This is a genomic window from Mitsuaria sp. GD03876, assembly GCF_029840635.1.
Taxonomy (GTDB): Bacteria; Pseudomonadota; Gammaproteobacteria; order Burkholderiales; family Burkholderiaceae_C; genus Roseateles.
In genome coordinates this window covers 37,842-63,980 of record NZ_JAOCCU010000005.1, presented here as the reverse complement: position 1 = coordinate 63,980, position 26,139 = coordinate 37,842, and the positions used below count along the sequence as shown (strand labels likewise).

At 71.3% G+C, this 26,139-nt stretch carries 23 protein-coding genes and 3 pseudogenes; 16 read left to right on the top strand and 10 right to left on the bottom strand.

Features of this window, described 5'->3' with window-relative positions; all coding sequences use genetic code 11:
• Position 1 precedes the first annotated feature (1 nt).
• From N5D62_RS04870 to N5D62_RS04835, 8 genes are all read left to right on the top strand, one after another.
• A complete protein-coding gene (locus N5D62_RS04870; RefSeq protein ID WP_279756490.1) occupies positions 2-3,274 on the top strand; it encodes a CusA/CzcA family heavy metal efflux RND transporter in 3,273 nt (1,090 codons plus the stop codon).
• Complete coding sequence (locus N5D62_RS04865; RefSeq protein WP_279756489.1) at positions 3,271-3,957, top strand: heavy metal response regulator transcription factor; 687 nt, start codon at positions 3,271-3,273, stop codon at positions 3,955-3,957. Before N5D62_RS04870 ends, N5D62_RS04865 begins: the two co-directional genes overlap by 4 nt.
• A complete protein-coding gene (locus N5D62_RS04860) occupies positions 3,954-5,519 on the top strand; it encodes an ATP-binding protein (RefSeq protein ID WP_279756488.1) in 1,566 nt (521 codons plus the stop codon). The genes N5D62_RS04865 and N5D62_RS04860 overlap by 4 nt, the downstream gene beginning before the upstream one ends.
• A 133-nt stretch (positions 5,520-5,652) precedes the next feature.
• Positions 5,653-5,940 carry a hypothetical protein gene (locus tag N5D62_RS04855; protein WP_279756487.1) on the top strand — a complete coding sequence of 96 codons (288 nt, stop codon included), beginning with the start codon at positions 5,653-5,655 and terminating at the stop codon, positions 5,938-5,940.
• A gap of 4 nt (positions 5,941-5,944) precedes the next feature.
• Positions 5,945-6,814, top strand: coding sequence for a DUF692 domain-containing protein (locus N5D62_RS04850; RefSeq protein ID WP_279756486.1), 870 nt, complete (start codon positions 5,945-5,947; stop codon positions 6,812-6,814).
• Positions 6,811-7,593, top strand: coding sequence for a DNA-binding domain-containing protein (locus tag N5D62_RS04845; protein ID WP_279756484.1), 783 nt, complete (start codon positions 6,811-6,813; stop codon positions 7,591-7,593). Before N5D62_RS04850 ends, N5D62_RS04845 begins: the two co-directional genes overlap by 4 nt.
• Before the next feature lie 251 nt (positions 7,594-7,844).
• Entirely contained in the window at positions 7,845-8,189 is a 345-nt protein-coding gene (locus tag N5D62_RS04840) for a CzcE family metal-binding protein (RefSeq protein ID WP_279756482.1), read from the top strand.
• A gap of 229 nt (positions 8,190-8,418) precedes the next feature.
• Positions 8,419-9,237: a helix-turn-helix transcriptional regulator gene (locus N5D62_RS04835; protein WP_279756480.1), complete on the top strand. Its 819-nt coding sequence runs from the start codon at positions 8,419-8,421 to the stop codon at positions 9,235-9,237.
• Here the strand turns inward: N5D62_RS04835 and N5D62_RS04830 are convergent.
• The 4 genes and pseudogenes from N5D62_RS04830 to N5D62_RS04815 form a co-directional block, all read right to left on the bottom strand.
• On the bottom strand, positions 9,149-9,559 hold the full coding sequence (locus N5D62_RS04830; protein ID WP_279756478.1) for a hypothetical protein: 411 nt from the start codon (positions 9,557-9,559) through the stop codon (positions 9,149-9,151). The two genes, N5D62_RS04835 and N5D62_RS04830, sit on opposite strands and share 89 nt — an antisense overlap.
• 108 nt (positions 9,560-9,667) lie before the next feature.
• Positions 9,668-10,624, bottom strand: coding sequence for a glycine betaine/L-proline ABC transporter substrate-binding protein ProX (proX, locus tag N5D62_RS04825; RefSeq protein ID WP_279756617.1), 957 nt, complete (start codon positions 10,622-10,624; stop codon positions 9,668-9,670).
• Positions 10,625-10,840: 216 nt separating this feature from the next.
• Positions 10,841-11,893, bottom strand: a pseudogene (gene proW / locus N5D62_RS04820) (glycine betaine/L-proline ABC transporter permease ProW); the annotation flags it as partial.
• A 139-nt stretch (positions 11,894-12,032) separates the two neighbouring features.
• Positions 12,033-12,827, bottom strand: a pseudogene (locus N5D62_RS04815) (glycine betaine/L-proline ABC transporter ATP-binding protein); the annotation flags it as partial.
• 527 nt (positions 12,828-13,354) lie between these two features.
• On the opposite strand from N5D62_RS04815, the gene N5D62_RS04810 reads away from it, so the two are divergent.
• Positions 13,355-14,860 (top strand): DASS family sodium-coupled anion symporter, encoded by a 1,506-nt coding sequence (locus N5D62_RS04810; RefSeq protein ID WP_279756476.1) that lies wholly within the window; start codon positions 13,355-13,357, stop codon positions 14,858-14,860.
• A gap of 46 nt (positions 14,861-14,906) precedes the next feature.
• Here the strand turns inward: N5D62_RS04810 and N5D62_RS04805 are convergent, their stop codons facing one another.
• On the bottom strand, positions 14,907-15,836 hold the full coding sequence (locus tag N5D62_RS04805; RefSeq protein WP_279756474.1) for a LysR family transcriptional regulator: 930 nt from the start codon (positions 15,834-15,836) through the stop codon (positions 14,907-14,909).
• Between the two features lie 70 nt (positions 15,837-15,906).
• Here N5D62_RS04805 and N5D62_RS04800 point away from each other — a divergent pair.
• Positions 15,907-17,289: pseudogene (locus tag N5D62_RS04800) on the top strand (acyclic terpene utilization AtuA family protein); the annotation flags it as partial.
• A 731-nt stretch (positions 17,290-18,020) separates the two neighbouring features.
• A complete protein-coding gene (locus tag N5D62_RS04795; protein WP_279756616.1) occupies positions 18,021-18,953 on the top strand; it encodes a tripartite tricarboxylate transporter substrate binding protein in 933 nt (310 codons plus the stop codon).
• Positions 18,954-18,962: 9 nt separating this feature from the next.
• Here the strand turns inward: N5D62_RS04795 and N5D62_RS04790 are convergent, their stop codons facing one another.
• Both N5D62_RS04790 and N5D62_RS04785 read right to left on the bottom strand, forming a co-directional pair.
• Positions 18,963-19,172, bottom strand: coding sequence for a hypothetical protein (locus N5D62_RS04790; RefSeq protein WP_279756472.1), 210 nt, complete (start codon positions 19,170-19,172; stop codon positions 18,963-18,965).
• Between the two features lie 97 nt (positions 19,173-19,269).
• Positions 19,270-20,193, bottom strand: a complete 924-nt coding sequence (locus N5D62_RS04785) for a M14 family metallocarboxypeptidase (protein ID WP_279756470.1) — start codon at positions 20,191-20,193, stop codon at positions 19,270-19,272.
• A 168-nt stretch (positions 20,194-20,361) separates the two neighbouring features.
• On the opposite strand from N5D62_RS04785, the gene N5D62_RS04780 reads away from it, so the two are divergent.
• A complete protein-coding gene (locus N5D62_RS04780; RefSeq protein ID WP_279756468.1) occupies positions 20,362-20,739 on the top strand; it encodes a VOC family protein in 378 nt (125 codons plus the stop codon).
• A gap of 15 nt (positions 20,740-20,754) precedes the next feature.
• Here N5D62_RS04780 and N5D62_RS04775 read toward each other — a convergent pair whose 3' ends face one another.
• Positions 20,755-21,420 (bottom strand): mechanosensitive ion channel family protein, encoded by a 666-nt coding sequence (locus tag N5D62_RS04775; RefSeq protein ID WP_279756466.1) that lies wholly within the window; start codon positions 21,418-21,420, stop codon positions 20,755-20,757.
• A 112-nt stretch (positions 21,421-21,532) separates the two neighbouring features.
• Here N5D62_RS04775 and N5D62_RS04770 point away from each other — a divergent pair, with 112 nt between their 5' ends.
• Positions 21,533-22,099 (top strand): hypothetical protein, encoded by a 567-nt coding sequence (locus N5D62_RS04770; protein WP_279756464.1) that lies wholly within the window; start codon positions 21,533-21,535, stop codon positions 22,097-22,099.
• Positions 22,100-22,276: 177 nt separating this feature from the next.
• Entirely contained in the window at positions 22,277-22,606 is a 330-nt protein-coding gene (locus N5D62_RS04765) for a YdaS family helix-turn-helix protein (RefSeq protein WP_279756462.1), read from the top strand.
• On the opposite strand, the gene N5D62_RS04760 is transcribed toward N5D62_RS04765, so the two are convergent.
• Positions 22,593-23,786: a GAF domain-containing protein gene (locus N5D62_RS04760; protein ID WP_279756461.1), complete on the bottom strand. Its 1,194-nt coding sequence runs from the start codon at positions 23,784-23,786 to the stop codon at positions 22,593-22,595. The genes N5D62_RS04765 and N5D62_RS04760 overlap by 14 nt on opposite strands.
• 146 nt (positions 23,787-23,932) lie before the next feature.
• Between N5D62_RS04760 and N5D62_RS04755 the strand changes: the two genes are divergently transcribed.
• Positions 23,933-24,412: a VOC family protein gene (locus tag N5D62_RS04755; protein WP_279756460.1), complete on the top strand. Its 480-nt coding sequence runs from the start codon at positions 23,933-23,935 to the stop codon at positions 24,410-24,412.
• Positions 24,413-24,465: 53 nt separating this feature from the next.
• On the opposite strand, the gene N5D62_RS04750 is transcribed toward N5D62_RS04755, so the two are convergent.
• Positions 24,466-25,200 (bottom strand): DUF6348 family protein, encoded by a 735-nt coding sequence (locus N5D62_RS04750; RefSeq protein ID WP_279756459.1) that lies wholly within the window; start codon positions 25,198-25,200, stop codon positions 24,466-24,468.
• An 84-nt stretch (positions 25,201-25,284) separates the two neighbouring features.
• Here N5D62_RS04750 and N5D62_RS04745 point away from each other — a divergent pair, with 84 nt between their 5' ends.
• Complete coding sequence (locus N5D62_RS04745) at positions 25,285-26,067, top strand: NAD-dependent protein deacylase (RefSeq protein WP_279756458.1); 783 nt, start codon at positions 25,285-25,287, stop codon at positions 26,065-26,067.
• Positions 26,068-26,139: the final 72 nt, after the last annotated feature.

The following is a 26,139-nucleotide window of genomic DNA, read 5'->3' as shown; positions in this document are numbered from 1 at the left end:
CATGTTCGAACGCATCATCCGATTCGCCATCGAGCACCGGTGGCTCGTGCTGCTGGCCGTGCTCGGCATGGCGGGCCTGGGCGTCTACAGCTACCAGAAGCTGCCGATCGACGCCGTGCCCGACATCACCAACGTGCAGGTGCAGATCAACACCGGCGCGCCGGGCTACTCGCCGCTGGAGACCGAGCAGCGCGTGACCTACCCGATCGAGACCGCGATGGCCGGCCTGCCGGGCCTGCAGCAGACGCGCTCGCTGTCGCGCTACGGGCTGTCGCAGGTGACGGTCATCTTCAAGGACGGCACCGACCTCTACTTCGCGCGCCAGCTCGTCAACGAGCGCATCCAGGCCGCGCGCGGCGAACTGCCGGGCGGCGTGACGCCGCACATCGGGCCGATCTCCACCGGGCTGGGCGAGATCTACCTGTGGACCGTCGAGAGCGAGCCCGGCGCGAAGAAACCCGACGGCCAGCCCTACACGCCGACCGACCTGCGCGAGATCCAGGACTGGGTCATCAAGCCGCAGCTGCGCAACGTCACCGGCGTGACCGAGATCAACTCGATCGGCGGCTACGCCAAGGAGTACCACGTCGCGCCGGATCCGGCCAAGCTGTCGTCCTACGGGCTGTCGCTAGCCGACGTGGTCGCGGCGCTGGACCGCAACAACGCCAACGTCGGCGCCGGCTACATCGAGCGCCGCGGCGAGCAGGTGCTGATCCGCGCGCCGGGGCAGGTGCGCTCGATGGCGGACCTGGGCAACGTCGTGCTGCGCAACGAGGGCGGCGTGCCGGTGCGGGTGCGCGACGTGGCCACCGTCGAGATCGGCCGCGAGCTGCGCACCGGCGCGGCCACCGACAACGGCCGCGAGGTGGTGCTGGGCACCGTCTTCATGCTGATCGGCGAGAACAGCCGCACCGTCTCCCAGGCGGTGGCCAGGAAGATGGCCGAGGTCAACGCCAACCTGCCGCCGGGCGTGCACGCGGTCACCGTCTACGACCGCACGACGCTGGTGGACAAGGCGATCGCCACGGTGAAGAAGAACCTCATCGAGGGCGCGGTGCTGGTGATCGCGGTGCTGTTCCTGTTCCTGGGCAACATCCGCGCGGCGATCCTGACGGCGATGGTGATCCCGCTGTCGATGCTGTTCACCTTCACCGGCATGGTCCAGCAGAAGGTCAGCGCCAACCTGATGAGCCTGGGCGCGCTGGACTTCGGGATCATCATCGACGGCGCGGTCGTGATCGTGGAGAACTGCGTGCGGCGCCTGGCGCACGCGCAGGCCCACAAGGGCCGGCCGCTGACGCGGTCCGAGCGCTTCCACGAGGTCTTCCTCGCGTCGCAGGAGGCGCGGCGGCCGCTGCTGTTCGGGCAGCTGATCATCATGATCGTGTACCTGCCGATCTTCGCCCTCGCCGGGGTCGAGGGGAAGATGTTCCACCCGATGGCCTTCACCGTGGTGATCGCGCTGATCGGCGCGATGATCCTGTCCATCACCTTCGTGCCGGCCGCGGTGGCGCTGTTCATCGGCGATCGGGTGGGCGAGAAGGAGAACCGCCTGATGGGCGGGGCGCGCCGCGCCTACGAGCCGATGCTGCATCGCGTGATGGGCGCCAAGCCGGTGGTGCTGACCTTCGCCGCGGTGACGGTGGCGCTGTCGGGGCTGCTGGCCACGCGCATGGGCAGCGAGTTCATCCCCAGCCTCAACGAGGGCGACTTCGCGATCCAGGCGCTGCGCATCCCCGGCACCAGCCTGTCGCAGTCGGTGGCGATGCAGCAGCAGCTGGAGACGCGCCTGAAGGAGAAGTTCCCCGAGATCGAGCGCGTCTTCGCCCGCACCGGCACCGCGGAGATCGCGGCCGACCCGATGCCGCCCAACATCTCCGACGGCTACGTGATGCTCAAGCCGAGCGACCAGTGGCCCGAGCCGCGCAAGACGCGCGACGAGCTGCTGGCGGCGGTGCAGGCCGAGGTGGCGACGCTGCCGGGGCAGAACTACGAGTTCTCGCAGCCGATCCAGCTGCGCTTCAACGAGCTGATCTCGGGCGTGCGCTCGGACGTCGCGGTGAAGGTCTTCGGCGACGACATGGCGGTGCTGGAGGCCTCGGCGCAGCGGATCGCCGCGCTGCTGGGCGGCATCGCCGGCGCGTCGGAGGTCAACGTCGAGCAGACCACCGGCCTGCCGGTGCTCAGCGTCGCCGTCGACCGCGAGCGGACCGCGCGCTACGGGCTCAATGTCCAGGACGTGCAGGACACGCTGGCGACGGCGCTGGGCGGCCGCGAGGCCGGCACGATGTTCGAGGGCGACCGCCGTTTCGACATCCTGGTGCGGCTGCCCGAGGCGCAGCGCGCCGACCTGGAGGCGATCCGGCGGCTGCCGATCCCGCTGCCGGTCGGCGCGGACGGCGCGCGGCGCTTCATTCCGCTGAGCGAGGTCGCCGACCTGACGACGGCGCCGGGGCCCAACCAGGTCAGCCGCGAGGACGGCAAGCGCCGCGTCGTCGTCAGCGCCAACGTGCGCGGGCGCGACATCGGCAGCTTCGTCGCCGAGGCGGAGCAGACGATCCGCGCGCAGGTGGCGCTGCCGACCGGCTACTGGATGACCTGGGGCGGGCAGTTCGAGAACCTGCTGTCCGCGACCGAGCGGCTCAAGGTCGTGGTGCCGGTGTCGTTGCTGCTGGTCTTCGTGCTGCTGTTCGCGATGTTCGGCAACCTCAAGGACGGGCTGATCGTGTTCAGCGGCATTCCGTTCGCGCTGACCGGCGGCATCGTGGCGCTGTGGCTGCGGGACATCCCGCTGTCGATCTCGGCGGCGGTGGGGTTCATCGCGTTGTCGGGCGTGGCGGTGCTCAACGGGCTGGTGATGATCTCGTTCATCCGCAACCTGCGCGAAGGCGGCCAGCGGCTCGACGACGCGATCCACGAAGGCGCGCTGACGCGCCTGCGCCCGGTGCTGATGACGGCGCTGGTGGCGTCGCTGGGTTTCGTGCCGATGGCGCTGGCCACCGGCACCGGCGCCGAGGTGCAGCGCCCGCTGGCGACGGTGGTGATCGGCGGGATCCTGTCCTCGACCGCGCTGACGCTGCTGGTGTTGCCGGTGCTGTACCGGCTCGCGCACCGGCGCGACGAGGAGGAGGACGCCGACACCGGCACCGACACCGGGACGATCGGTGACAGGGGCGGTCGCGTCGCGGCGGCCGGCGTGGGCGAGGGTGCCGGTGCGGGCGCGGGCGCGGGTGCGGGCGCGGGTGCGGGTGCGCCGGGCGGGGCGGCGTCATGAAGCTGCTGATCGTCGAGGACGAGGCCAAGGCCGCGGAGTACCTGCGCAAGGGCCTCACCGAGGAGGGCTACGCGGTCGAGGTCGCGCACAACGGCGTGGACGGGCTGCACCTGGCCTCGGTGAACCGCTACGACCTGCTGATCCTGGACGGCATGCTGCCGGGCATCGACGGGCTGGCGATGCTCGGCGCGATCCGGCAGGGCAGCGACGTGCCGGTGCTGATGCTCACCGCGCGCTCGCGCGTGGAGGACCGTGTCCAGGGCCTGCGGCTGGGCGCCGACGACTACCTGACCAAGCCCTATGCGTTCTCGGAACTGGTCGCGCGGGTGGAGGTGCTGCTGCGCCGCCGCGCCGGCGGCCGGCCGGCGGGCGAGGGCGCGATGTACCGCGTCGCGGACCTGGAGGTCGATCCGATCCGCCGCAAGGTCACGCGCGCGGGACAGCGGATCGACCTGACGGTCAAGGAGTTCGGGCTGCTGACGCTGCTGATCCGGCGGCGGGGCGAGGTGCTGTCCCGCACCGAGATCGCGGAGCAGGTCTGGGACATGAACTTCGACAGCGACACCAACGTCGTCGAGGTCGCGATCCGGCGGCTGCGGCTGAAGGTCGACCAGCCCTTCGAGCGGCCGCTGGTGCACACGGTGCGAGGCATGGGCTACGTGCTCGAGGACCGGCCGGCATGAGCGTCAAGGCACGAGACCCGGCGGCGACCGAACGCGCGTCCGGATCGATCGGCGCGACGGGCCCGACGGGCCCGATGAGCGCGATGGGCCTGCATGCCGGGAGCCTGGGCTTGCGGCTGCTGCTGCGCTTCGCGCTGCAGTCGATGCTGGGGCTGGGCGCGGCCTGCCTGGCCGTCTACATCGTCATCTTCCTGACGCTGGACCGGCGGCAGGACGAGACGCTGCGGATGAAGCGCGAGGCCATCCAGCACCTGCTGACCGAGGCGCGCGGCGCGCACGACCTGGAGAGCGTGCGGCACCTGCTCACCGACTTCCTGGCCGGCCACGACGAGCTGACGGTGAGCCTGGCCGACGCGGGCGGGCAGTTGCTGGTGTCGCCGCCGCGGCGCCCGCCGGCGGGGCACGACCTCAAGCGGGTGCGTTTCGCGGTGCCGCTGCCCGAGCAACTGGGCGGCCGGGGCTCGGTGACGCTGACCTTCGACAAGCGCTCGGACGACGCGCTGCTGGCGCGGCTGGGCTGGACGCTGGTGCTGGCGGCGCTGGGCGGCTCGCTGGTGCTGGCGGCGGGCGCGGCGATCGGCGTGCGGCGCGAGCTGACGCCGCTGCGCGCGCTGGTCGGGCAGATCGCCGCGGTGAGCGCGGACCGGCTGCATCTGCGGCTGGACGGCCGCGACCAGGTCGAGGAACTGCAGCCGCTGATCGCGCAGTTCAACGACCTGCTGGACCGGCTGGCGGGGGCGTACGGGCAGATGGAGTCCTTCAATGCCGATGTCGCGCATGAGCTCAACACGCCGATCTCGATCCTGATCAACAGCTGCGAGTTCGCGCTCAGGCGGCCGAGGTCGCCGGAGGCGCTGCGCGAGACGCTGGCGTCCAACCTGGAGGAGCTGCGGCGGATCGCGCGCATCGTCGGGGACATGCTGTTCCTGGCCAACGCGCAGCGCGGCGCGCAGGCGAGCCGGGAGGCGCGGCTCGCGCTGCATGAGCTGGCGGCGGAGGTGCTCGACTATCACGAGGCCTCGCTGCGCCAGGCCGGGGTGACGGCGACGGTGCGCGGACAGGCCGGCGCGAGCGTGGACGCGGGGCTGCTGCAACGGGCGATCTCGAACCTCGTCGGGAATGCCACGCGGTACGCGCGGCCGGGGTCGGAGATCGTCGTGGACATCGGGCCGGCCGGGCAGGGCGAACACGGCGGCCTCGCGGAACGCAGCGGCCTCGCGGATCGCAGCCGCCATGCGGAGCACGGCCGTGATGGGGGGCACGGCGAGCACGGCGAGCATGGCGAGCACGGCGAGGACGACCGGTCCGGTGAACTCTGGATCGGCGTGAGCAATGAAGGCAGCGCCATTCCGCCGGAACACCTGCCGCGCTTGTTCGACCGCTTCTATCGCGCCGACCGCTCGCGGGTCGACGCGAGCCGGCATCACGGCCTGGGCCTGTCGATCGTCGCGGCCATCGCGCGCATGCACGGCGGCCAGGCGTCGGCGCGATCGGAGGCGGGCGTGACGACGGTGGGGTTCACGGTGTCGGCGGGGCGGCCGCAAGCGCAGGCGCTCCCCTGAGCTGTCCGGGCGCGCCTTCGCAGAAATTTTCCGGGCGCTGTAACTTCGGCGGCGGCCACGACGAATAGCAGGGTGCGGAACGCGCAGGAGCGCTCCGTTTCATCAACCTGAACCTTCTTTCGGAGTGCATCCCATGATCAGCAAGACCCAATCCGCCGCCCTGGCCGCCGCCGCCGCCATGTTCGCCCTGTCCGTCCAGGCGGCGCCCGCTCCCCAGGGCAGCAGCGGCCTGGCCGTGGCCGCCAGCGACAAGGTGCATTGCTACGGCGTGCACGAGTGCAAGGGCAACGCGGACTGCAAGACCACGGAGAACGCCTGCAAGGGCCAGAACGCCTGCAAGGGCCACAGCTTCAAGGGCATGGACGCGGCGTCGTGCCTGAGCGCGGGCGGCACGATCGGCGACCTGGCCGCGAAGAAGTAAGCCCATGAAGCCCGGACCCGTCGCGCGCGTCGCACAGCCGAGCCCGGGCTTCGGCCTGGGCCTGCGCAGCACGCACTATCGAGACTTCCTGGCCGCGCCGCAGCCGGTCGACTGGCTGGAGGTGATCGCGGAGAACTACCTCGTGCCCGGCGGCAAGCCCCTGGCCATGCTGGACGGCATCCGCGCGCGCTACCCGATGGTGATGCACGGCGTCTCGATGAACCTGGGCGCCGTGGCGGGTCTGGATGCGGACTACCTGCGGCAGCTGGCGTCGCTGGCCCGTCGCGTCGAGCCGCTGTGGGTGTCCGATCACCTGTGCTGGACCGGCGCGCACGGCCGCCAGCTGCACGACCTGCTGCCCTTGCCCTACACGGACGAGGCGCTGCGGGTGGTGGTGCGCAACATCGGTCAGGCGCAGGACGCGCTCGGCCGCCGGCTGGTGGTGGAGAACGTCTCCAGCTATCTCGACTACGCGGACTCCAGCCTGACCGAAGCGCAGTTCGTGGCCGAGGTCGCGCGACGTGCCGACTGCCTGCTGCTGGTCGACGTCAACAACATCCATGTGAGCGCGGTGAATCACGGATTCGACGCGCTCGCCTACCTCGACGCCCTGCCTGCCGGGCGCGTGCAGCAGATCCACGTGGCCGGCCACAGCGACCACGGCGACCATCTGATCGACACGCACGACCAGCCGGTGGCCCCGCCGGTGTGGCAGCTGTACGCCGAGGCCCTCCGGCGATTCGGCCCGGTGGCGACGATGATCGAACGGGACGACCACATCCCGCCGCTGTCGGAACTGCTGACGGAACTCGACCAGGCCCGCGTGATCACCGCGGCCGCCTGGCCCGGCGACGCCGGAAGGAAGGCCGCATGAACGCCGTCGAGCAGGCCTCTCGGCTCCTGGACCTGCAGCGGTCCCTGCAGGACTACCTGATCGGGCAACCGAGCCTGATCGACACCCGGCTGCGTCGGGGTTCCGGCCTCCCCGCGGAGCGACGCCTGTCCATCTACCACCATGCCTATCGCGCGCGGCTGCACGACACGCTGGCGGACAGCTACGGGCATACGCGCCGGTACCTCGGCGACGAATGGTTCGAGCGCGAGGCGCTGGCCTTCGTCGAGGTCCACGGCTCGGCGCACTTCAGTCTGCGCTGGTATGGCGCGGACTTCGCCTCGTGGCTCTCGCGGCGGTGGCCGGACGATGGCGAGATCGCCGAACTGGCCGCGCTGGACTGGGCGCTTCGGAGCGCCTTCGATGCCGGCGATGCGCCGGTGCTCACGATGCCCGACCTGGCTGCGCTGGCGCCCGAGGATTGGGCCGAGCTGCGACTTCAGCTGCCGCCCAGCTTTGGGCGCCTGAAGCAGTCCTTCAACACGCTGGCGCTGTGGCAGGCGCTCGACGGCGACGAGACGCCGCCCGCCGCGCAAGCGCTGGCGACGCCGCTGGACCTGCTGATCTGGCGGCGCGGCCATTCCCCGCACTTCAGAAGCCTTGGGCCGCTCGAGTCCCTGGCGCTGAACGCCGTGGCTTCGGGTCGCACGTTCGCCGAGACGTGCGCGGACCTGGCCGAAGCGCGGCCCGAGCTGAACGTCGCCGCGGAGATGGGCATGCTGCTGCGCCGCTGGGTCGACGAGGAATTGCTCGCTCGCTGAGCGGCGCCCACGGCCACCACGCCACGCCACGCCACGCCACGCCACGCCACGCCGAAGTGCGGCGCATCATCTGCTCAACCTGCTTGGCGACACGAAGGGTCGTGTCATCGATGTCAGCGGATGCGGAGGCTGACGAACTTGTCATCGAACCGCCATGCGGCGCGACAACGCCTGGTTTCTACAGTGCGTCTCATGGTGGATGACGTAGGAGCTCAACGGGAGCGCCGGTCCACCGCGAAGAGGACTTCACCATGACCCGCACCATCGCCCTGATCGCCGTCGCCACCGGTCTGTTCGCCGGCATCGCCGGCCCCGCCGCCGCCCAGTCGTCCGAGCGTCTGATGAACGGCAACTCCGTCTACGGCGTGCCGTTCGCCGGCGCGAAGGCGGATGTCGTCGTCGACCTGAACGCCCGCCAGTCGCTGGACATCGTCTGCGGCCAGACGGTGCAGTTCCGCCAGGGCGACAAGAGCTTCACCTGGAAGTTCGATGTCGTCGGCCACCGCTCGGTGGACCTGGCCAAGATCGCGCCCGCCGGCTTCGTCACCAAGCCCTTCACCGTCCACGTCGAGAAGAACGACGGCGAACGCGCCTGATCGCCCGAGGCCTCCCGGCCTCCGCGCCGCGGCTCCGATGGACTGCGGCGTATCCACCCGGCCGGCTGCCGGGTCAGCCGGCAGCACGGCAAGGCTGCAAGGCTGCAAGGCTGCAAGGCTGCAAGGCTGCAAGGCTGCAGGCGGCAGCGCGGTTTGGCCGATTCGAGCGATCGGCCGGCCGCGCCGCGAGATGGACGCCACGCGGTGACGGCTATGCTCGCCGGCACCCATGGCCGACCTGTCCCTCGATCCCGCCTTGCTCGACGCGCCCGACGGCCCCGTCGTCATCGTCGCCGCGGGGCGCCTCCAGGAGGCCGAGTTCCTCCAGCAGCCCCATCGCCACGCCCGCGGCCAGCTCTTCGGCTCGCTGCGCGGCTTGCTGTCGGTGGGCGTGGAGGGTGCCCTCTGGGTCGTTCCCGCCATCCATGCGGTGTGGCTGCCGCCGCGCCTCGAGCACTCGGCCCGCTCGCACGGCCCCTTCGAGGGCTGGAGCGTCTTCGTCGCCGAATCCGCGTGCGACAGCCTCCCGCCGCGGCCCTGCACGCTGCGCGTGTCCGGGCTGCTGCGCGAGGCGGTGCAGCGCGCCAGCGGCTGGCCACCGGGGCCGCTCGACGCCGCGGCCGGCCACGTGGCGGCCGTCATCCTCGACGAGATCCGCAGCCTGCCGGTCGAGGCCTTCGGCCTGCCGCTCCCGCGGGACCCCCGTCTTCTTCGCATCGCCCGGGCGCTGATCGCCGACCCGGCCGACGCGCGCGGCCTGGAGGACTGGGCGAGCTGGGCCGCCGTCAGCGTCCGCACGCTGAGCCGCCGCTTCGTCCTCGAGACCGGCTTCAACTTCAGCACCTGGCGACAGCGCGTGCGCCTGCTGCGGGCGTTGGAGCTGCTGGCCGTCGGCGAGCCGGTGACGGCGATCGCGCTGACGCTCGGCTACGCGACGCCCACCGCGTTCATCACGCTGTTCAAGCGGACGTTCGGGGCGACACCGGCGGCGTATCGCGCGCGTCCAGCCACGCCTGGCCCTGGCGCAGGCCTTCGTCCTCGCTGCTGACGAAGCCCATCGAGAAGCCGAAGGCCTTGCTCGCCGCCGCGGCCGCCAGGCGCGCCGCCTTGGGCAGCGGATCGCCGCGCTCGATGACGATCATCCCGACGCACCATTGCCGCAGCCGGTCCTTCACCCGCTTGATGAAGAGCGCTTTCGCGCGGCGTTCCTCGGCGGATTCGTCGTGGTGGTCGCCGGGCGAGTGGTCGGTGAGCAGCACGAAGCGGCGCTCGCGGGCGAGCAGTTGCTCGAACTGCGCCTCGATGCCGGTGTCGGCGGGGACATCGGCGCGGAGGAACACGAACGGGGCGCGGGAATCATCGATCCACATGAGGTTTCCTGACAGCAAAGAACTGCCGGGAAGGATCTCAGGACCGCCGCGACGGCGCGCTCCCGATCGCGCCAATCGATCGCGCGAAACGGCCAAACGGCGCCGCGGTCACTCCGGCGCGCGCAGCGCCGTCTCGATCCAGCCGTCGAAGATCGCCTGGTGCGCGCGGATCCAGCCGTCGACGTGGCGCTCGACGTCCTGCGCCGAGTTCGCGCCCTCGCTCATGCGCAGGTTCTGCGCGTTGATGTCGGCGATCGGCAGCCGCATCGCCGAGAACAGCCGACCCGCCGCCGGGTTCTGCTCGACGAACGCGCGATTGGCGACGATCTGTTCCTCGTCGGCCTCGAAGCCGTAGTTGTTGCCGTTGGCCTGCCGCGTGTCGGCGCCGTCGACCGAGGCCGAGAACGGCACCTGCAGCCACACCACGTCGCGTCCCGGGCGCAGCACGGCGCTGACCCAGTACGGCGTCCAGGTGTAGTACAGCACCGGCTTGCCTTCCTTGAAGCGCGCGATCGTGTCCGCCATCAGCGCCGCGTAGCTGCCCTGGCGGTGCGTCACGCTGGCGCGCAGCCCGTAGGCCTGCAGGTGGCGTTCGATCGCCAGCTCGCAGCCCCAGCCGGGATTGCAGCCGGTCAGGTCGGCCTTGCCGTCGCCGTCGGCATCGAACAGCGCCGCGATCGCCGGATCCTTCAGCTGGTCCAGCCGCGTGATGCCGTACTGCTCCGCCGTCTTGCGGTCGATCAGATAACCCTGCACGGCGCCCTGCGCGTAGGTGCCGGCGCGCGCGAGCTTCGCGTCGCCGCCGCTGTTGCGATAGAAGTCCTCGTGCAGTTGCCGCCAGTGGTTGGCCATGAAGGTCGCATCGCCGTTGGCGATGGCCAGGTGCTCGGTCGCGGGCTCCAGATCCTTCATCGGCCGCACCGTGTAGCCCAGCCGTTCCAGCGCGCGCGACACCAGCAGCGTCTGAAACGCCTCCTCGGCGAGCGAACTCTTCAGCGGCTGCACCGTGATGCCGCGGCCGGGCAAGGGCGCGTCGACCGCGGGCGCGGTGGACGGCGCCGGCAGCGAGGCCGGTGACGCCGCCACCGACGCCGCTGCCGCTGCCGCTGCCGCTGCCGATGCCGATGCCGATGCCGATGCCGATGCCGATGCCACCGATGCGGGGGAGGCAGCAATCGGTGCCGGTGCCGGTTCCGGCATTTGCGCGCGCACCTGCGGCGCCAGTCCCAGCGCGACCAGCAGCGCCGTCGCGGCGCGCGGCGCGTGGGCCGGGAGGCCGCCCAGCGGCCGCAGCAGCAGGCCGACCGGCCCGGTGCGCCACCAGCGTGCATGGCCGCGGCGCGGCCGCGCGACGGCTTGCGTCAGGCGGTCCAGCGTGATGGCCAGCAGCACGATGCCCACGCCGCCGATCGTCGCCAGGCCCATGTCCAGCCGGCCGATGCCGCGCAGCACCATCTGTCCCAGCCCGCCGACCGCGATCATCGACGCGATCACCACCATCGACAGCGACAGCATCAGCGCCTGGTTCACGCCCGCGAGGATCGAGGGCATCGCCAACGGCAGCTTGACCTTGACCAGCATCTGCCACGGCGACGCGCCGTAGGAGCGCGCGGCCTCGATCAGGTCGGGCCGCACCTGGCGCAGGCCCAGGCTGGTGAGCCGCGCCAGCGGCGCCACCGCGAAGACGATGGTCACGATCACGCCCGGCACGTCGCCGATGCCGAACAGCATCACCACCGGCACCAGGTAGACGAAGGCCGGCGTCGTCTGCATCGCGTCCAGCAGCGGCCGCATCCAGCGTTGCGCGCGGTCGCTGCTGGCCAGCAGCACGCCCAGCGGCAGGCCGACCAGCACGCAGAACACCAGCGAGGTCAGCACCAGCGACAACGTCACCATCGCCTCCGGCCAGATCCCGAGCATCGCCACCACCGCCATCGACAGCACCGTGCAGATCGCCACGCGCGCCCCGGCGAACTGCCAGGCCAGCAGGCCCAGCACGCCGATCGCCGGCAGCGCCGGCAGTCCGGTCAGCAGCGATTGCACCGAATGCAGCGTCGCGTCGATGGGCAGCCGCACCGTCTGGAAGAACGGCCGCGCCTGTTCCACCGCCCAGCCCAGGCCCTGGTTGATCCAGGCCGCGATCGGCAACGAGCCGTCCCACAGCTGCTGAAGGTGGAAGCCGGCCGATGCGCCGGCATGGGCCGCGCCGTGCGCGGCCGCCTGCGCGGGCGCGTCGAGCCAGGCGCTGGCGGCGGAGGCGTCCGGCGCGTTGGCCATCGCCTGCCAGGGATCGGGGGAGGGCGCCGGGATCGCCGTGGGTGTCGTCGTGGTCATCGGCATCGCCGGGGCCGCGGCCATGCCCGCGGCGTCGGAGGCGGCCCGCTCGAGCGGGCTCAGGATCGTGTCGGTCATCGGGTCTCCCTCAGTTCAGCAGCGCCGCCGGCGCGGTCGCTTCCTCGTGCCGTCCGGCGCTCAGGAAGCTGCGGACGAAGTCGTCGGCGGGGTCGCGGCGGATCTCGTCGGGCGTGCCGACCTGCACCACGTGGCCGTCCTTCATGATCGCGATCCGGTCGCCGATGCGCATCGCCTCGTCCAGGTCGTGCGAGATGAACACGATCGTGCGGCGGCGCACCTGCTGCAGCCGCAGCAGCTCGGCCTGCATCTCCGCGCGGATGATCGGATCGAGCGCCGAGAAGGCCTCGTCCATCAGCAGGATCGACGGGTCCGAGGCCAGCGCCCGCGCCAGCCCGACGCGCTGCTGCATGCCGCCGGAGAGCTCGTCGGGGTACTTGTCGCCCCAGCCCGCCAGGCCGACCTGCGCCAGCGCCTGCTCCGACTGGGCCTGGCGCTCGCGGCGGCCGACGCCGGCGAGCTCGAGCCCGAAGCCGACGTTCTCGCGCACCGTCATGTGCGGCATCAGCGCGAAGGACTGGAACACCATGCCGAAGTCCTTGCGGCGCAGCGCGCGCAGCTGCGCGTCGGAGTAGGCGTTGATGTCGTCGCCGTCGATCACGATGCGGCCGGCGGTCGGCTCGATCAGCCGGTTGAGCAGCCGCACCAGCGTCGACTTGCCCGAGCCCGACAGGCCCATGACGACGAAGATCTCGCCGGCCTGGATCTCGAAGCTGGCGTCGAACACGCCGATCGACTGGCCCGTGCGGGCGAGGACCTCCTGCTTGTCGAGCCCCTGGCGCGCCAGCGCCAGCGCTTGCGCGGGGCGGTCGCCGAAAACCTTGAAGACGTGGTCGATGTGGATTCCCTTGGCCATGTGCCGTGACTCCTTTGCTTGCGAAGCGGAACGGGGCGCCAGCCGGTCGGGTCCGAGGGACACGGGCGCGCTGCGGGGCGCGCGGGCACGGCGGCGGTCACGCCATCAGCCTGGAGCGAGGGGTCTGCCGGACGGGCACGCGGCGGCCCCGGCGGGCCTCTCGGGCTGCCAGCGGGCACGGCGATGAGCGGAAGGCGAGGCCAGTGCCCGCTGGGGACTCGGGTCGCGGACGGCGGGCCTGGTCGAGGGGCGCCGCCCGGTCGAGCCTGGCGTGGCAATGGGGCCGGACAAGCCGGCCGGAGGTGCCGGGAACAAGGCCCGGCGGCGAACCTGCACCGCGACGGAAGTCGAAGCTCCGCGAGTAGTGCGAGGGCGGTCAACAGATGAAGTTGGCCGACATTTAGCGATTAAGTATAACTTTTTGATATGAACCAAGTCAAGCCGACCGCCCGGCTGCGACACTGCGACGGTCGCCCGGGCCTCGGTCCGGGGGCATCATCTGTTCACTTCAGGGAGGAAGCTGCGCCATGACAGCCCGATTGACTGCGATCTACCGGTATTTCCGCCAGGCCGTGCCGTTCCGGCTGCTGCCGGCGCTCATCGCGACGCTGGTGCTGGCCGGCCTGCTGCTGACGCCGGTGCCGGCGGGGCTCACGCCCGAGGCCTGGCGGCTGGTGGCGATCTTCCTGACCACGATCGTGGCCATCATCCTGAAGGTGATGCCGATCGGCGTGATGGCGCTGATGGCGGTGGTCATCGTGTCCTTGTCGCAGGTGACCTCGCCGACGTCCAAGGGCGCCGTGGTGGACGCGCTGAGCAGCTTCTCCAACCCGCTGATCTGGCTGATCGTCGTGGCGGTGCTGATCTCGCGGGGGCTCAAGAAGACCGGGCTGGGCAACCGCATTGGGCTGATGTTCATCGCGCTGATGGGCAAGCGCACGCTGGGCATCGGCTACGGGCTGGCGATCTGCGAGCTGGTGCTGGCGCCGTTCACGCCGAGCAACACCGCCCGGGGCGGCGGCATCGTGCATCCGATCATGAAGTCGATCGCCAACGCCTTCGACTCCGATCCGGCGCAGGGCACGCAAGGCAAGGTTGGCACCTACCTGGCGCTGGTGAACTACCACGCCAACCCGATCACGTCCGCGATGTTCCTGACCGCGACGGCGCCCAACCCGCTGGTGGTGGACTACGTCGCCCGCGCCACCGGCCAGTCGCTGCACCTGAGCTGGACCACCTGGGCGCTGTGCATGTTGCTGCCGGGGCTGGTGGCGCTGCTGCTGATGCCGCTGGTGGTGTACCTGCTGGCGCCGCCCGAGCTCAAGGCCACGCCGGACGCGGTCGCGTACTCGCGCGGCGAGCTGGCGCGCATGGGGCCGTTGTCGGGCAAGGAGCGGGTGATGCTGGGCGTGTTCGGCGGCATGTTGCTGCTGTGGGCGAACGTGCCGGCGATGCTGCTGGGGCCTTCGACGACGCTGGACCCCACGGCGGTCGCCTTCCTCGGCCTGTTCGCGCTGATCATCACCGGCACGATCGACTGGGACGACGTGCTGTCCGAGAAGAGCGCCTGGGACACGCTGATCTGGTTCGGCGCGCTGGTGATGCTGGCGGAGCAGCTCAACAAGCTGGGCGTCATCACGTGGTTCTCGGCCGACCTGCGCGACGCGATCGCGTCCAGCGGCATGGGCTGGCAGGCGACGGCGGCGGTGCTGGTGGCGGTGTTCGTGTTCTCCCACTACCTGTTCGCGAGCACCACCGCCCACATCAGCGCGATGCTGCTGGCCTTCCTGACGGTGGGCGCGCACCTGATCCCGGGCGAGTTCCATGTGCCCTTCATGCTGATGATGGCCGCGGGCTCCGCGATCATGATGACGCTCACCCACTACGCGACCGGCACCTCGCCGATCATCTTCGGCAGCGGCTACGTGACGCTGGGCCAGTGGTGGCGCGTGGGCGCGGTGATGTGCGTGCTGGAGCTGCTGATCTTCGCCACCGTCGGCATCGGCTGGTGGCGGGTGCTGGGGATGTGGTGAGGCCCCCGGCGCGGCCGAGGGGCGCGTCCGCGTCGATGTCCCCGCGTCAACGCGGCGGATGCCAGGTGACGCCCGGCCGCTTGAAGCCCTCAGACGCCCAGCGCCACAGCGCATCCGACATCGCCTGCGCCGCCGAGGACAGCGCCCGGTCGCGGCGGCGGATCAGGTAGATGTGGCGGCGCACGTGGTCCTCGACGATCGGTCGCGCGACCAGCTCGGGATGCGAGAAGTGGAACAGCGTCAGCGCCGGCACCAGCGTCACGCCCAGTCCCGCGACGACCATGCCGGCCACGGAGCTGAGCTGCTCGAGCTCCAGCAGCGGCCGCAGCGGATGCGGCTGCAGGGCGGCGTCCAGCGCCTGGCGCACGCTGCTGTGCCGCGCCAGCGCGATCAGCGGCTGACCGTCGAGGTCCGCAAGCGCCGGCCGGCGGCGGCGCGCCAAGGGGTGGTCGCGCCGGCACACGAGGTAGAAGACATCGGACAGGAAAGGCTCGGCGGCGAGCTCCGGCGCCGTGGCGCGGACCGCGGCGAGCGCCAGGTCCGCGCGTCCGGAACGGACCCGCTCCACGCAGCTCTCCGACAGCACGTCGGCCAGGTCGAGCTCGATGCCCGGGTACTCGGCGCGGAAACGCGCGAGCAGCGGCGGCAGCCAGCCGGCGGCCAGCGCGGGCAGGGCGGCCAGGGCCACCCGGCCGCGCCGCCGCGCGACGTGATCGCGCAGGTCGTCGGTGGCGAGCCGCATGTCCTGCAGCAGACGCCGCGCGGGCTCCAGGAACAGCGCGCCTTCCGCCGTCGGCTCGACGGTGCGCGTGGTCCGATCGAACAGGCGCGCGCCGAGGCCGTCCTCCAGCGTCCGGATCAGCGCGCTGAAGGCCGGCTGCGAGAGATGACACTGGGCGGCGGCGCGGGTGAAGCTGCGCAGCTCCGCCAGCGCGACGAAGGCGGCCAGTTGGCGCGCGGACAAATGGTCATTCATCGGGATTGCCAATCAACTGATCCGAACAATCGAATTCTCCGATAAGCCGGATCGACCTAGAGTCGCCGGCATGAGCTCCGGCATCGATACGAATTCCGCTCGCGGCGCGTCCGCCGCTGCGTCCGTGGCGACTCCCTTGCTGGTCGGATGCGCGGCCGGCTTCTCCGGCGACCGCACCGATGCGGCACGTCCAGTCGTCGACACGCTGATGCAGCTCGGCGAGCCGGCGGTGCTGATCTTCGAGACGCTGGCCGAGCGCACGCTGGCGCTGGCGCAGCTCGCCCGGCAGCGCGATCCGGAGGGTGGGTATGAACCGCTGCTCGACGAGATGCTGCGGCCGGTGCTCGCGGACTGCCTGAACCATCGCATCCCGATCGTCGGCAACTTCGGCGCGGCGAATCCACCGGCCGCCGCGCGACGCGTCGCGGCGCTCGCGGTCGAACTGGGGCTTCGCGCTGCGGTGGTGGCCGTCGTGGGTGGCGATGCGTTGACCACTGGGGTGCAACGCGAGTCACTCTCCCAAGCATTGGTCCAGGCCGGAACGCCGCTCAAGGACGCGGACATCGCCAGCGCGAACGTCTACCTCGGCGCCGAAGGCATCGCCGAGGCGCTGCGACGCGGGGCCGATGTCGTCGTCACGGGCCGGGTCGCGGACCCGTCGCTGACGGTCGGTCCGGCGCTGGCGCACTTCGGATGGGCCCTCGACGACTGGGACCGGCTCGCCGGCGCGACCATGGCAGGACACCTGCTGGAATGCGGCGCGCAGGTCTGCGGGGGCTACTACGCGGATCCTGGCTTCAAGGACGTGCCGGACCTGGCGAAGGTCGGCTTCCCGATCGCGCGGATCGAGGCGGACGGCAGTTGCACGGTCTTCAAGGCCGACGGCACCGGCGGGCTCATCGACGCGCACACGGTGAAGGAACAGCTGCTGTATGAGCTCCACGATCCCGCGGCCTACCTGACGCCGGATGTCGTCGCGGACATCACCGAGGCGCAGGTGCTCGAGCTTGGGCCCGATTCGGTGCGGCTGAGCGGCGTGCGAGGACATCCGCGGCCGGAGGCGCTCAAGGCGAATGTGTTCTTCGCCAACGGCTGGCTGGCCGAGGGCGAAATCTCGTACGCAGGGCCTGGCGCCGAGGCGCGGGCGCGATTGGCCGCGGAGGTCCTCCGCGCGCGCTTGCCCGAGCGCGATCGCCAGGGGCCGCTGCGTGTCGACCTGATCGGCGTGACGAGCGTCCTTGGCGATGACGCTGGCCGTGCGCTGGCCGCAAAGCCCGAGGGCGACGCCCGCGACGTGCGGCTCCGCGTGGCGGCGAACCACGCCGAGCGCGCAGGCGCGGACCGACTGACCCGCGAGGTCATCGCGCTGTACACCTGCGGGCCCGCGGGCGGCGGCGGCGTACGCACGAACGTGCGGCCGCGGCTCGGCTTGCGCTCGGTGCTGATGCCCCGAGCTCAGTCGCCGTTCACGGTGACGCTGAGCGGCGATGACCACGATGGCCACGCAGGTGGCACCAGTGAGACCGCCAGCGCGCGAACCGCCAAGCGCGGGCTCTTCACGGGGCATGGGGGATCCCTCCTGGACCCCCAAGCCCCATTCCGGCCCCACTCGCACTCGCTGCCCCCGCTACTGCCTCCGACATCAGCTCCGACAGCGCCTCCGGTACTGCCTCCGACATCGACTCCGACAGCGCCTCCGGCACTGCCGCCGACGTTGTCCGCGGCACTGGGGGCGTCGCCTGCTTCGTCCGACCGCGTTGTTGAGTTGCGCTTCGCTGCCCATGGCCGCACCGGCGACAAGGGCGACCGGTCCAACATCAGCGTGATCGCCTGGGACCCGGCGCTGTATCCGTTGCTGGTCGAGCAGCTCACCGAACCCGCGGTCGCCGGGCACTTCAAGGCGCGTCGCCCGCAGCGCGTGACGCGCCATCTGCTGCCGCACCTACGTGCGATGAACTTCGTGCTGGACGGGGTGCTCGACGGCGGCGTGAACGACGCGCTGAACCTGGACAGTCACGGCAAGGCCTTGTCCTTCGTCGTGCTGGCGATGCCGATCAAGGTGCCCGAGGGCCTGCTGCCCGGGCTGAGAAACTACAACGACGACCTGATGGAGACGACGTGATGCGAGTGAATCGAGTGATGGCGCGGCGCCGGGCCGTGTGGGGCCTGGCCGGCGCCGCCGCGATGGCGATGACCCTGCCGGCGTGGGCGCAGGGGACGGCGGCCTATCCGGCCAAGCCCGTCACCTTCCTGGTGCCGTTCGCCGCGGCCAGCGCGACCGACCAGCTGGCGCGCGCGCTGGGGCAGGCGATCTCGGAGCAGACGAAGGTCGCCGTGGTCATCGACAACAAGGCCGGCGCCAGCGGCATGCTGGCCGCGCAGCAGGCGGCGCGCGCCGCGCCCGACGGCTACACGGTGCTGATCACGACCAACACGACGCAGGCGGCCAATCCGCATCTGTACAAGAAGCTGCCCTACGACCCGGTGAAGGACTTCGCGCCGGTGACCGGCCTGGGCAAGGGCGGCCAGGTGATGGTGGTCAAGGCGGACGGCCCGTACAAGTCCGTCGCCGACGTGATCGCCCGCGCGAAGCGGGAGCCGGGCAAGGTGAGTTTCGGCAGCGGCAGCGCGTCGAGCCGCGTCGCGGGCGAGCAGTTCCAGCAGCTGTCGCACACGCAGCTGCTGCATGTGCCCTACAAGAGCAACCCGCCGGCGCTGACCGACCTGATCGGCGGGCAGGTGGATTTCATGATCACCGACACGGCGACCGGCCTGCCGCAGATCAAGGCGGGGAAGGTGCGGGCGCTGGGGTACTCGATGACGAAGCGCTCGCCGCTGTTGCCCGACGTGCCCACGATCGACGAGGCCGGCGTGAAGGGCTACGACATGAGCTACTGGTTCGCCGCCTACGTGCCGGCGGGCACGCCGGCGCCGGTGGTGCAGCGCCTGCGGGAGCTGTTCGGCGCGGCGCTGAAGAGCCCGCAGGCCAGGACCTTCTTCGAAGGAGCCGGCGTCGACGCGTGGTCGAGTACGCCGGAGGAATTGCGGGCCTTCCAGGAGGCGGAGACCCGCAAGTGGGGTCAGGTGATCAAGGCGGCGGGGATCGAGCCGGAGTGACCTGAGCCTTCAGGCGCCGCCGGCATCCATCGCCGGCGGGCGCAGCAGGTCGGCGTCGACGCCCATGCGCTCGCTGGCGCTTTCGACCGCCTGCCAGAGCGCGGGCGGCATGTCGAGGATCTGCTCCGGCGTGCGCGACCGTGCGATCCAGTCGCCGATCTGCTGGTGCTGGTCGCGCGTCAGCAGGTCGAGGTTGAGCATCTCGTCGATCGTTTTCATCGGGACTTCCCTTCTTGTTTCAGGCGGACGGGGCCGACCGTCCGGCAACTGGCACGTGGGGCGGTCGGCGTGGGATTCAAGGTCGACGCGCCTGCCGTCAGTGTGCGTGCGCCAGGGCGAAATCGAGCGCCGCGCGGACCGCCGTGACCTGCGCGGCAACGCATTCTTCGGGATTTGTTCTCGGGCTGTCGGGATAGACCTCGGTGGTCGTCGAGAAACGCGCGCGGGTGACGCCGGCGCACAGCCCCGCCTCGCGGACCGGAAACTCGATCACGCCCTTGGCGATCACCGGGAATCCGATGATCTGGCCCTTCTCGTCGCCCGGCGCGATGTGCGTCACCTGCTCGACCGCTTGCACCACCGCTTCCTGGAAATCCAGCCGCGAGGTCTCGCTGTTGCCGACCAGGTAGAAGCCGTCGGGAATCAGTTCCGGTTCGAACGGCTTGCCGTCGCGGGCCGCCTTCGCGGGGGTGAATTCGCTGGCGTCGGTGTCGGTGGTCTCGTGCAGGTCGATGTGCAGGACGAACTGGCCGGCGTAGGGCTCCAGCATCGCGATCAGCGCCGAGGATTCCTGCGCGTCGCGGCTGGCGCCGAATTGGCGGTTGGGATCGACCGCGTGGTAATTCCAGCGGCACACGCGTTCATAGGCCCACGGGCTGACGCAGGGCACCACCAGGACATTCGCCTTGCCGGCATACGCCGCCGCGGGGCCTTCGGCGAATTCCAGCGCGCCCAGCACGCCGCTGGTTTCATACCCGTGCACGCCGCCGGTCACCAGCGCCACCGGCAGCGCCGGATGCCAGTCGCGGCTTTTCAGCGCGAGCAGCGGGTACTCGTCGCCGCCGTAGTTCAGGATGCCGTACTGCACGATCTCGAAGCGATCCGCCAGCGCCTGCACGCGCGGGATCACGTCCTCGGCATACCGCCGCGAGCGCACCTGGCGCTCGCGCCAGGCGATCCGTTCCGCATCTCCCCAGGGAACGCCCGGTGTGCCGATTGGGTAAAAGCGCGTGGTGCTCATGCGTGGTTCCGATTTGAAATGTCCAGGATGTCCACCTTACGACAGGTCGGGCCGGGACCCCGGAAGAAGGGTCGCCTTCACACGACAGTCATGGGACGGCGGGACGGCATGTCCGACGGTCGCCGGGGATGCCGCATGGTAGGTTCGCCGCGATCAGCAGGAGACCTCATGTTTGACCATGTGAAATTCGGCGTCCGCGATTTCGCGGCGAGCAAGGCGTTCTATCTCCAGGCGCTGGCGCCGCTGGGCGTGGAACTGGTGGGCGAGGGCGTGCCGACCTACGGCATCGAGCTCTGCACGAAGGGCGGGACGGTGTCCCTGTGCCTGTTCCAGACCGACGAGCAACCCGCCCACCTGCACATCGCGTTCGCCGCCCAGACCCGCGAGCAGGTCGACGCCTTCTACCGCGCGGCGCTGGCGGCAGGCGCGAAGGACAACGGCCCGCCGGGCCTGCGCCCGAAGTACCACGCGAACTACTACGCCGCCTTCGTCATCGATCCCGAGGGCCACAACATCGAGGCGGTCTGCCACGCGCCCGGCGCCTGAACGGGGCGGTCCCGGTCAGGCCCGGACCGGCTGGGCCGGCGGGACCGGGTGGGTCGAGTGGGCGGTCTGAGCGGGCAGGGTGGCCTGGATGGGATGGATGGCTTCCTCCGCCGCCGGGCCGTGCCAGCGCCGCAGCGCGCGCTGGAAGAACAGGCTGTTGGGCAGCTGGAGGCAGGTGCCGTTGTCGGCGCTGCCGCTTTCCAGCAGCGTGGTGTAGACCAGGTTGATGTCGACGACCCGGCCCTTGACGCCGGGTTTGTCGCCGGCTTCCAGCAATTCGACGACGTCCCCGATCCGGAACGCCCGCGTGACGTAGATCAGCAGCGCGCAGAACAGGTTGGACAACACGCTCCAGGCCGCGAAGAACGCGACCGCGCCGACCGTCGCGAAGCCGGTGAACGCCGTCCACAGCACCGAGCCCGACACGCCCAGCCGCTCCAGCGCCCAGAAGATGGCGCCGCCGTAGATCAGCACCCCGACCGAGCGCAGGAACACCGTCGTGACCTTGAGCGGCAGCGAGTAGGCGGTGGTCAGCCGGCGGGTCAGGTGGCGCGCCACGCGCATCACCAGCCAGGCGGCGAAGGCGATCAACGCGACCTGGATCAAGGGCACCAGGACGTCCAGCCATTCGGCCGCCCAGGGCGGCAGGCGCGCGTGCAGGGAATTGATCAGCTTGTTCATGGTCCGGGAGTGTCGGCGATGACCGCCGGCGGATCCGTTCGCATGTGCTTCCGATCGCACCGGCCGCCGACGGTCACGCGGTTGACACGTTGCTGGGCGACGCTGAGGCGCGATGCGTTCCGTGTCCGGCCTCTTCACCCCTGTCGCCCGGGTAGTCGCCCGCTTGCTGCGCCATGCCAGCCGCGCGCTGCTGGTGCTGCTGTGCGCCGCCGTGCCCCTGTACGGCGCGGCGGGGGCGCGGCTGAGCACGCTCGGCCCGATGCACGAGCACCGCGTGCCGGCGCTGGCCGAACACGACCACCGGTCCGTCGCCGAGGCCTGGCGCGACCTCGTGCACCAGGGGCTGCAGCGGCTGGCGGGGCAGGCGTCCTCGCAGATCCTGGAGACGGCGCGCACGCGCCAGCTGCAGCGCCAGGCGCCGACCGCGCATGTCCATGCACACGGCCTGTTCGAACGGCACTTCCATGCGCCGGGCGACGCCAGCGTCGTGCTGGACGGGCACGACCTCCAGGCGATGGGCGACGCCGCGGCCCTGGGCAGCCACGTGCTGCCGGCGGTGCTGCCCGGCCTGACGCCGCTGCGCATCCCGAGTTGCGCCAACGGGCGCTGGCTCCCGGCGCCGTCGCCCGCGTGGCGCAGCACCTGCCGCACCCGGCTGGAAAGACCGCCCCGGCGCTGACGCGGGTCCTGCGCGCGGCCGCGATGAGTGCATTGCCGGCCGCTCCGTCGCCTCGTCCGTCCCGGCGCGCCTGATCGCGCCCGCGGGCGCGAGGCGGTCACGCCGCCGTTCCTGTCGAAGGAACCGCCGCGGCGACAGCGTCTGCCGGCCCGCGAGGCGGCAGCGGGAACCTTCGTCATGGAATCACTTGGAGTTCAACGCGGGGGCGCCATCGGCGTCCTGGACGGCGAGGCGCGCGCCACGACCTGGCGCGGCGCCGTCGACCGGGCCGTGGGCATCTGCGGCAGCCAGGCGGCGCTGGCCCGCCACCTGCGCGTGCCGCGCCAGCATGTCAGCGAGGCGCGCTCGGGCGGGCGCACGATCCCGACGGACCGGCTGCCGGCGCTGGCCCAGCTGATCGACGTCGAGCCAGCCCGGCTCTGGGAGTTGCAGGAGATCGCCAACATCCCGCGGCGCAACCCGTTCCTGCGGGAACCGGAGCCCGCCGCGGATCTCAGCGCTTCGTAGACGCCGCGGAGGTCGACGTCGGTGACGCCGAGGGTGACGCCGTGGGTGACGCCCAGGGTGACGCCGAGGGTGACGCCGTTGGTGAAGCCGTGGGTGAAGCCGATGGCGACCCCGTGGGGAACGCCTTGGGTGACGTTGTCGACGAGGAGGGCGCCGGCGGTGCCGCCGGTCCCGGCGGCCGCTGCAGCTCCAGGCTGATGATCAGGCAGCAGGGCTGCCCGAGGTACTCGAGCGGCTCGGCGTTCAGCACCGCGGGGCGGACCTGGCCGGCGGCGTCGCGCATGCGCACGGCCATGTCGTTGACATGACCCTCGGCGACCAGCACGCGATAGAAGAGGTCGCGGTCCTCCGCGATCACGCCGTAGGCGTGCGAGGCCGTCGTCGTCCCGATGACCTCGTCGCGGGAGCGGCCGTAGCGGCGGCACAGCGCGGGGTTGGCCTCGACGATGCGGCGGTCCGCGACCGACACGATCGCCATGGGCACCGGCGCGGCCTCGAACAGGCGCTGGAAGCGGTCGCGGCCGGCCTCGATCTCGCGGGCCGCCGCCTCGCGCGCCTGGCGGCCGTCGACGCTGTCCAGCGCGAAGGAGAGGTCGGCGCCGAGTTCCTCGAGCAGCGCCATCAGCGCGTCGTCGAAGAAGTCGGGCTGGCGCGCGCACAGCATCAGCGTGCCCGCGACCTCGCCGGCGCGTCGGATCGGGATCCAGGCGATCGCGCGGATGCCCTGCGCCACCGCCTCGGTGCGCCAGCGGCCGGCCTGGGCGTCGAGCACGTAGTCGTTGCTGACGACGCTCAGGCCGTCGCGTAGCACGCGCGCGGTGTAGGTGCCCTGGACCTCGGGCAGGCGCAGGTCCAGCGGGTCGGGCACGTTGCGCAGCGTGTCGGCCGCCGGCCCGGCCGCGGCGACCCGGTGGGCCAGGTCGCCGTCGCGGACATACACCGCGGCGAGCGCCGCGTTGCCCGCGTCGACGCAGATCTGGCAGGCCTCCTGGAACAGCGCGCGGTCGTCGTCGATGCGCAGCACCATGCGGTTGGCCCGCGACAGCGTCAGCAGCACCTGGCCCAGCCGCTGGGCGTGCGCCAGCGCGGCCCGGTGGGCGCGGCGTTCCCGGATCAGCTGGGCCAGCAGGGCCGCGATGCCGCAGGCCATCAGGAGCGCGACGAGCGTCGTTGCAGTCATGGAGGAAATTCTCGGGGAGCTTGTCGAAAACCGCGAGGCCCGGCCGTCGTCAGGAGGTGAGGGACACGGCCACCGGGGAATACCGGTTGCCGGGCCGTCCGGTCCCCCGTCACAGTAGCTCAACCCATTGCCGAAGGAGACCCCCCATGCTCGCCAAGAACACCATCTGCCTCTGGTATGACCGCGACGCGGAAGACGCCGCGCGCTTCTACGAGAAGACCTTCCCGGACAGCCGGGTCGGCCGCGTCGTGCGGGCGCCGGGCGATTACCCGTCGGGCCAGGAGGGCGACGTGCTGGTCGTCGAGTTCACGCTGATGGGCATTCCCTGCATCGGCCTGAACGGCGGCAAGGGGCCGCAGCACACCGACGCGTTCTCGTTCCAGGTCGCCACCGACGACCAGGCCGAGACCGACCGCCTCTGGAACGCGATCGTCGGCAACGGCGGCCAGGAGAGCGCCTGCGGTTGGTGCAAGGACAAGTGGGGCCTGTCGTGGCAGATCACGCCGCGCGCGCTGACCGACGCGCTGCACGACCCCGACCGCGCCGCGTCCAAGCGCGCCTTCGCCGCGATGATGGAGATGGGCAAGATCGACATCGCGAAGATCGAGGCCGCGCGCCGCGGCTGAGCGGCACCGGCCGCTCGGCGGCCTTGCCGGTGCCGCCGGCGGGCCTCCGGGCCTCAGGGCTTGCCGACGACGAAGAACAGCTTGCCCATGAAGAAGTCCTTGGGCAGCGCCCAGGTCTTCGCGCGCAGGGCGTTCGACGTGGCGTCGTCGGCCACGCCGTCGATCGTCAGGACGACCTGCGTCATCCGGCCTTGTTCGCCGGCGACGACCAGCTTGACCCAATGCGTGTCGTCCGACAGGCGGCGCTCCTTCAGCGCCGCCGCGATGGCCGACTCGATGGCCTGCTGCGTCGCGGGCTCGATCTTGGCCAGGCGCATCCCCCACTCCGAGAGGAACAGCGGGCGCGGCTTGCCGCCGATGGTCCAGCGCGCCTTGCGGACGTGCACGTCGAGCGGATCGAACATCGCCGCGTGCACCGGATGGAGCGTGGTCAGGCAGAAGTTCTGCAGCGCGTCCATCACCGCGTCGCGCGGGTTGGCGCCGGCGCCGGCGACGAAGTCCTCCAGCTTTCGGCCGTCCTTGAAGGTCAGGGTGAGCCGCGTCTCGGCCGAGTAGAAGCTGCCGGGCTTGAGTTCCTTCACCTGCTGGATGTCGCCGTCGAGCACCGCGCCGTTGGCGTTGAAGGCGATGCCCGTGGGCGTCTGGCGGTAGGCCTCGAAGTGGTGGGCCTTGAGCCAGAGGTCGATGTAGGCGTTGATGTAGTCGGCGCCCTGGGCGGCCGCGTGGCTCGCCGCGGCGGCGGTGCCGAGCAGCAGGACGGCGAGGGAACGGAGCAGGAAGGACGGCATGGGGCGATGCAGCGGGACAACGAAGCCCGCGGTTGTAGCCCAAAGGTGAGAGCATCCGCGCTTTGCCGTTCGGGAGGGCGTGACATGCACAACGAAATGGAAAGCCGGACGCTCCCGGCGCCGCTGGCGGCGCTGCTGGCGCGGCGCTTCGAGCGCATCGTGGTGTTCAGCGGGGCGGGGATGTCGGCCGACAGCGGCATCCCGACCTTCCGCTCGGGCAGCAACGGCCTGTGGGGCGAATTCGACCCGCAGCAGCTGGCGACGCCGCAGGCCTGGCACCGCGACAAGGCCACCGTCTGGGGCTGGTACGAATGGCGCCGCGGCCAGGTGATGGCCGCCACGCCCAATCCGGGGCACGTCGCGGTGGCGCGGCTGCAGCGCGAGTTCGGCGCCCAGGTGGTGACGCAGAACGTCGACGACCTGCACGAGCGGGCAGGCGTCGAAGGCGCGCTGCACCTGCATGGCAGCCTCTTCGCGGCGCGATGCGACCGTTGCGGCGCGCCGCATGAGCTGGCCGATCCGCCGCCCGAGGCGCAACGCCGCTTGACGCCCCCGGCCTGCGGTCATTGCGCCGGCGGCGCGATCCGGCCCGGCGTGGTGTGGTTCGGCGAGGGACTCGACGACGGCGTGGTCAACGCCGCGGCGGCCCTGATCGCCGCCTGCGACCTGCTGCTGATCGTCGGCACGTCGGGCGTCGTGTACCCGGCGGCGGGCATGGTCCGGCTCGCGCCGAAGGATGCGGTGATCGTCGAGATCAATCCCCAGCCCGGCGACGTGGCCGCCGAGGTCGACCACCGATGGCAGACGACGGCCGCGATCGGGCTGCCGGCCGTGGCGGCGGCGCTGGTCGACGGGGTTGGCGCGTAGCGCTCACCCCGGACCACACGGAGCGCCGGTGCGATCCGGCCAGCGGCCTGGCGGGAGCCAGGCGCTGGCCCT

Bases quoted from the DNA above. Each gene is read 5' to 3' on its own strand.
- N5D62_RS04870 (WP_279756490.1), top strand. From the start codon at position 2: ATGTTCGAACGCATCATCCGATTCGCCATCGAGCACCGGTGGCTCGTG.
- N5D62_RS04865 (WP_279756489.1), top strand. From the start codon at position 3,271: ATGAAGCTGCTGATCGTCGAGGACGAGGCCAAGGCCGCGGAGTACCTG.
- N5D62_RS04860 (WP_279756488.1), top strand. From the start codon at position 3,954: ATGAGCGTCAAGGCACGAGACCCGGCGGCGACCGAACGCGCGTCCGGA.
- N5D62_RS04855 (WP_279756487.1), top strand. From the start codon at position 5,653: ATGATCAGCAAGACCCAATCCGCCGCCCTGGCCGCCGCCGCCGCCATG.
- N5D62_RS04850 (WP_279756486.1), top strand. From the start codon at position 5,945: ATGAAGCCCGGACCCGTCGCGCGCGTCGCACAGCCGAGCCCGGGCTTC.
- N5D62_RS04845 (WP_279756484.1), top strand. From the start codon at position 6,811: ATGAACGCCGTCGAGCAGGCCTCTCGGCTCCTGGACCTGCAGCGGTCC.
- N5D62_RS04840 (WP_279756482.1), top strand. From the start codon at position 7,845: ATGACCCGCACCATCGCCCTGATCGCCGTCGCCACCGGTCTGTTCGCC.
- N5D62_RS04835 (WP_279756480.1), top strand. From the start codon at position 8,419: ATGGCCGACCTGTCCCTCGATCCCGCCTTGCTCGACGCGCCCGACGGC.
- N5D62_RS04830 (WP_279756478.1), bottom strand. From the start codon at position 9,559: ATGTGGATCGATGATTCCCGCGCCCCGTTCGTGTTCCTCCGCGCCGAT.
- N5D62_RS04810 (WP_279756476.1), top strand. From the start codon at position 13,355: ATGACAGCCCGATTGACTGCGATCTACCGGTATTTCCGCCAGGCCGTG.
- N5D62_RS04805 (WP_279756474.1), bottom strand. From the start codon at position 15,836: ATGAATGACCATTTGTCCGCGCGCCAACTGGCCGCCTTCGTCGCGCTG.
- N5D62_RS04795 (WP_279756616.1), top strand. From the start codon at position 18,021: ATGGCGATGACCCTGCCGGCGTGGGCGCAGGGGACGGCGGCCTATCCG.
- N5D62_RS04790 (WP_279756472.1), bottom strand. From the start codon at position 19,172: ATGAAAACGATCGACGAGATGCTCAACCTCGACCTGCTGACGCGCGAC.
- N5D62_RS04785 (WP_279756470.1), bottom strand. From the start codon at position 20,193: ATGAGCACCACGCGCTTTTACCCAATCGGCACACCGGGCGTTCCCTGG.
- N5D62_RS04780 (WP_279756468.1), top strand. From the start codon at position 20,362: ATGTTTGACCATGTGAAATTCGGCGTCCGCGATTTCGCGGCGAGCAAG.
- N5D62_RS04775 (WP_279756466.1), bottom strand. From the start codon at position 21,420: ATGAACAAGCTGATCAATTCCCTGCACGCGCGCCTGCCGCCCTGGGCG.
- N5D62_RS04770 (WP_279756464.1), top strand. From the start codon at position 21,533: ATGCGTTCCGTGTCCGGCCTCTTCACCCCTGTCGCCCGGGTAGTCGCC.
- N5D62_RS04765 (WP_279756462.1), top strand. From the start codon at position 22,277: ATGGAATCACTTGGAGTTCAACGCGGGGGCGCCATCGGCGTCCTGGAC.
- N5D62_RS04760 (WP_279756461.1), bottom strand. From the start codon at position 23,786: ATGACTGCAACGACGCTCGTCGCGCTCCTGATGGCCTGCGGCATCGCG.
- N5D62_RS04755 (WP_279756460.1), top strand. From the start codon at position 23,933: ATGCTCGCCAAGAACACCATCTGCCTCTGGTATGACCGCGACGCGGAA.
- N5D62_RS04750 (WP_279756459.1), bottom strand. From the start codon at position 25,200: ATGCCGTCCTTCCTGCTCCGTTCCCTCGCCGTCCTGCTGCTCGGCACC.
- N5D62_RS04745 (WP_279756458.1), top strand. From the start codon at position 25,285: ATGCACAACGAAATGGAAAGCCGGACGCTCCCGGCGCCGCTGGCGGCG.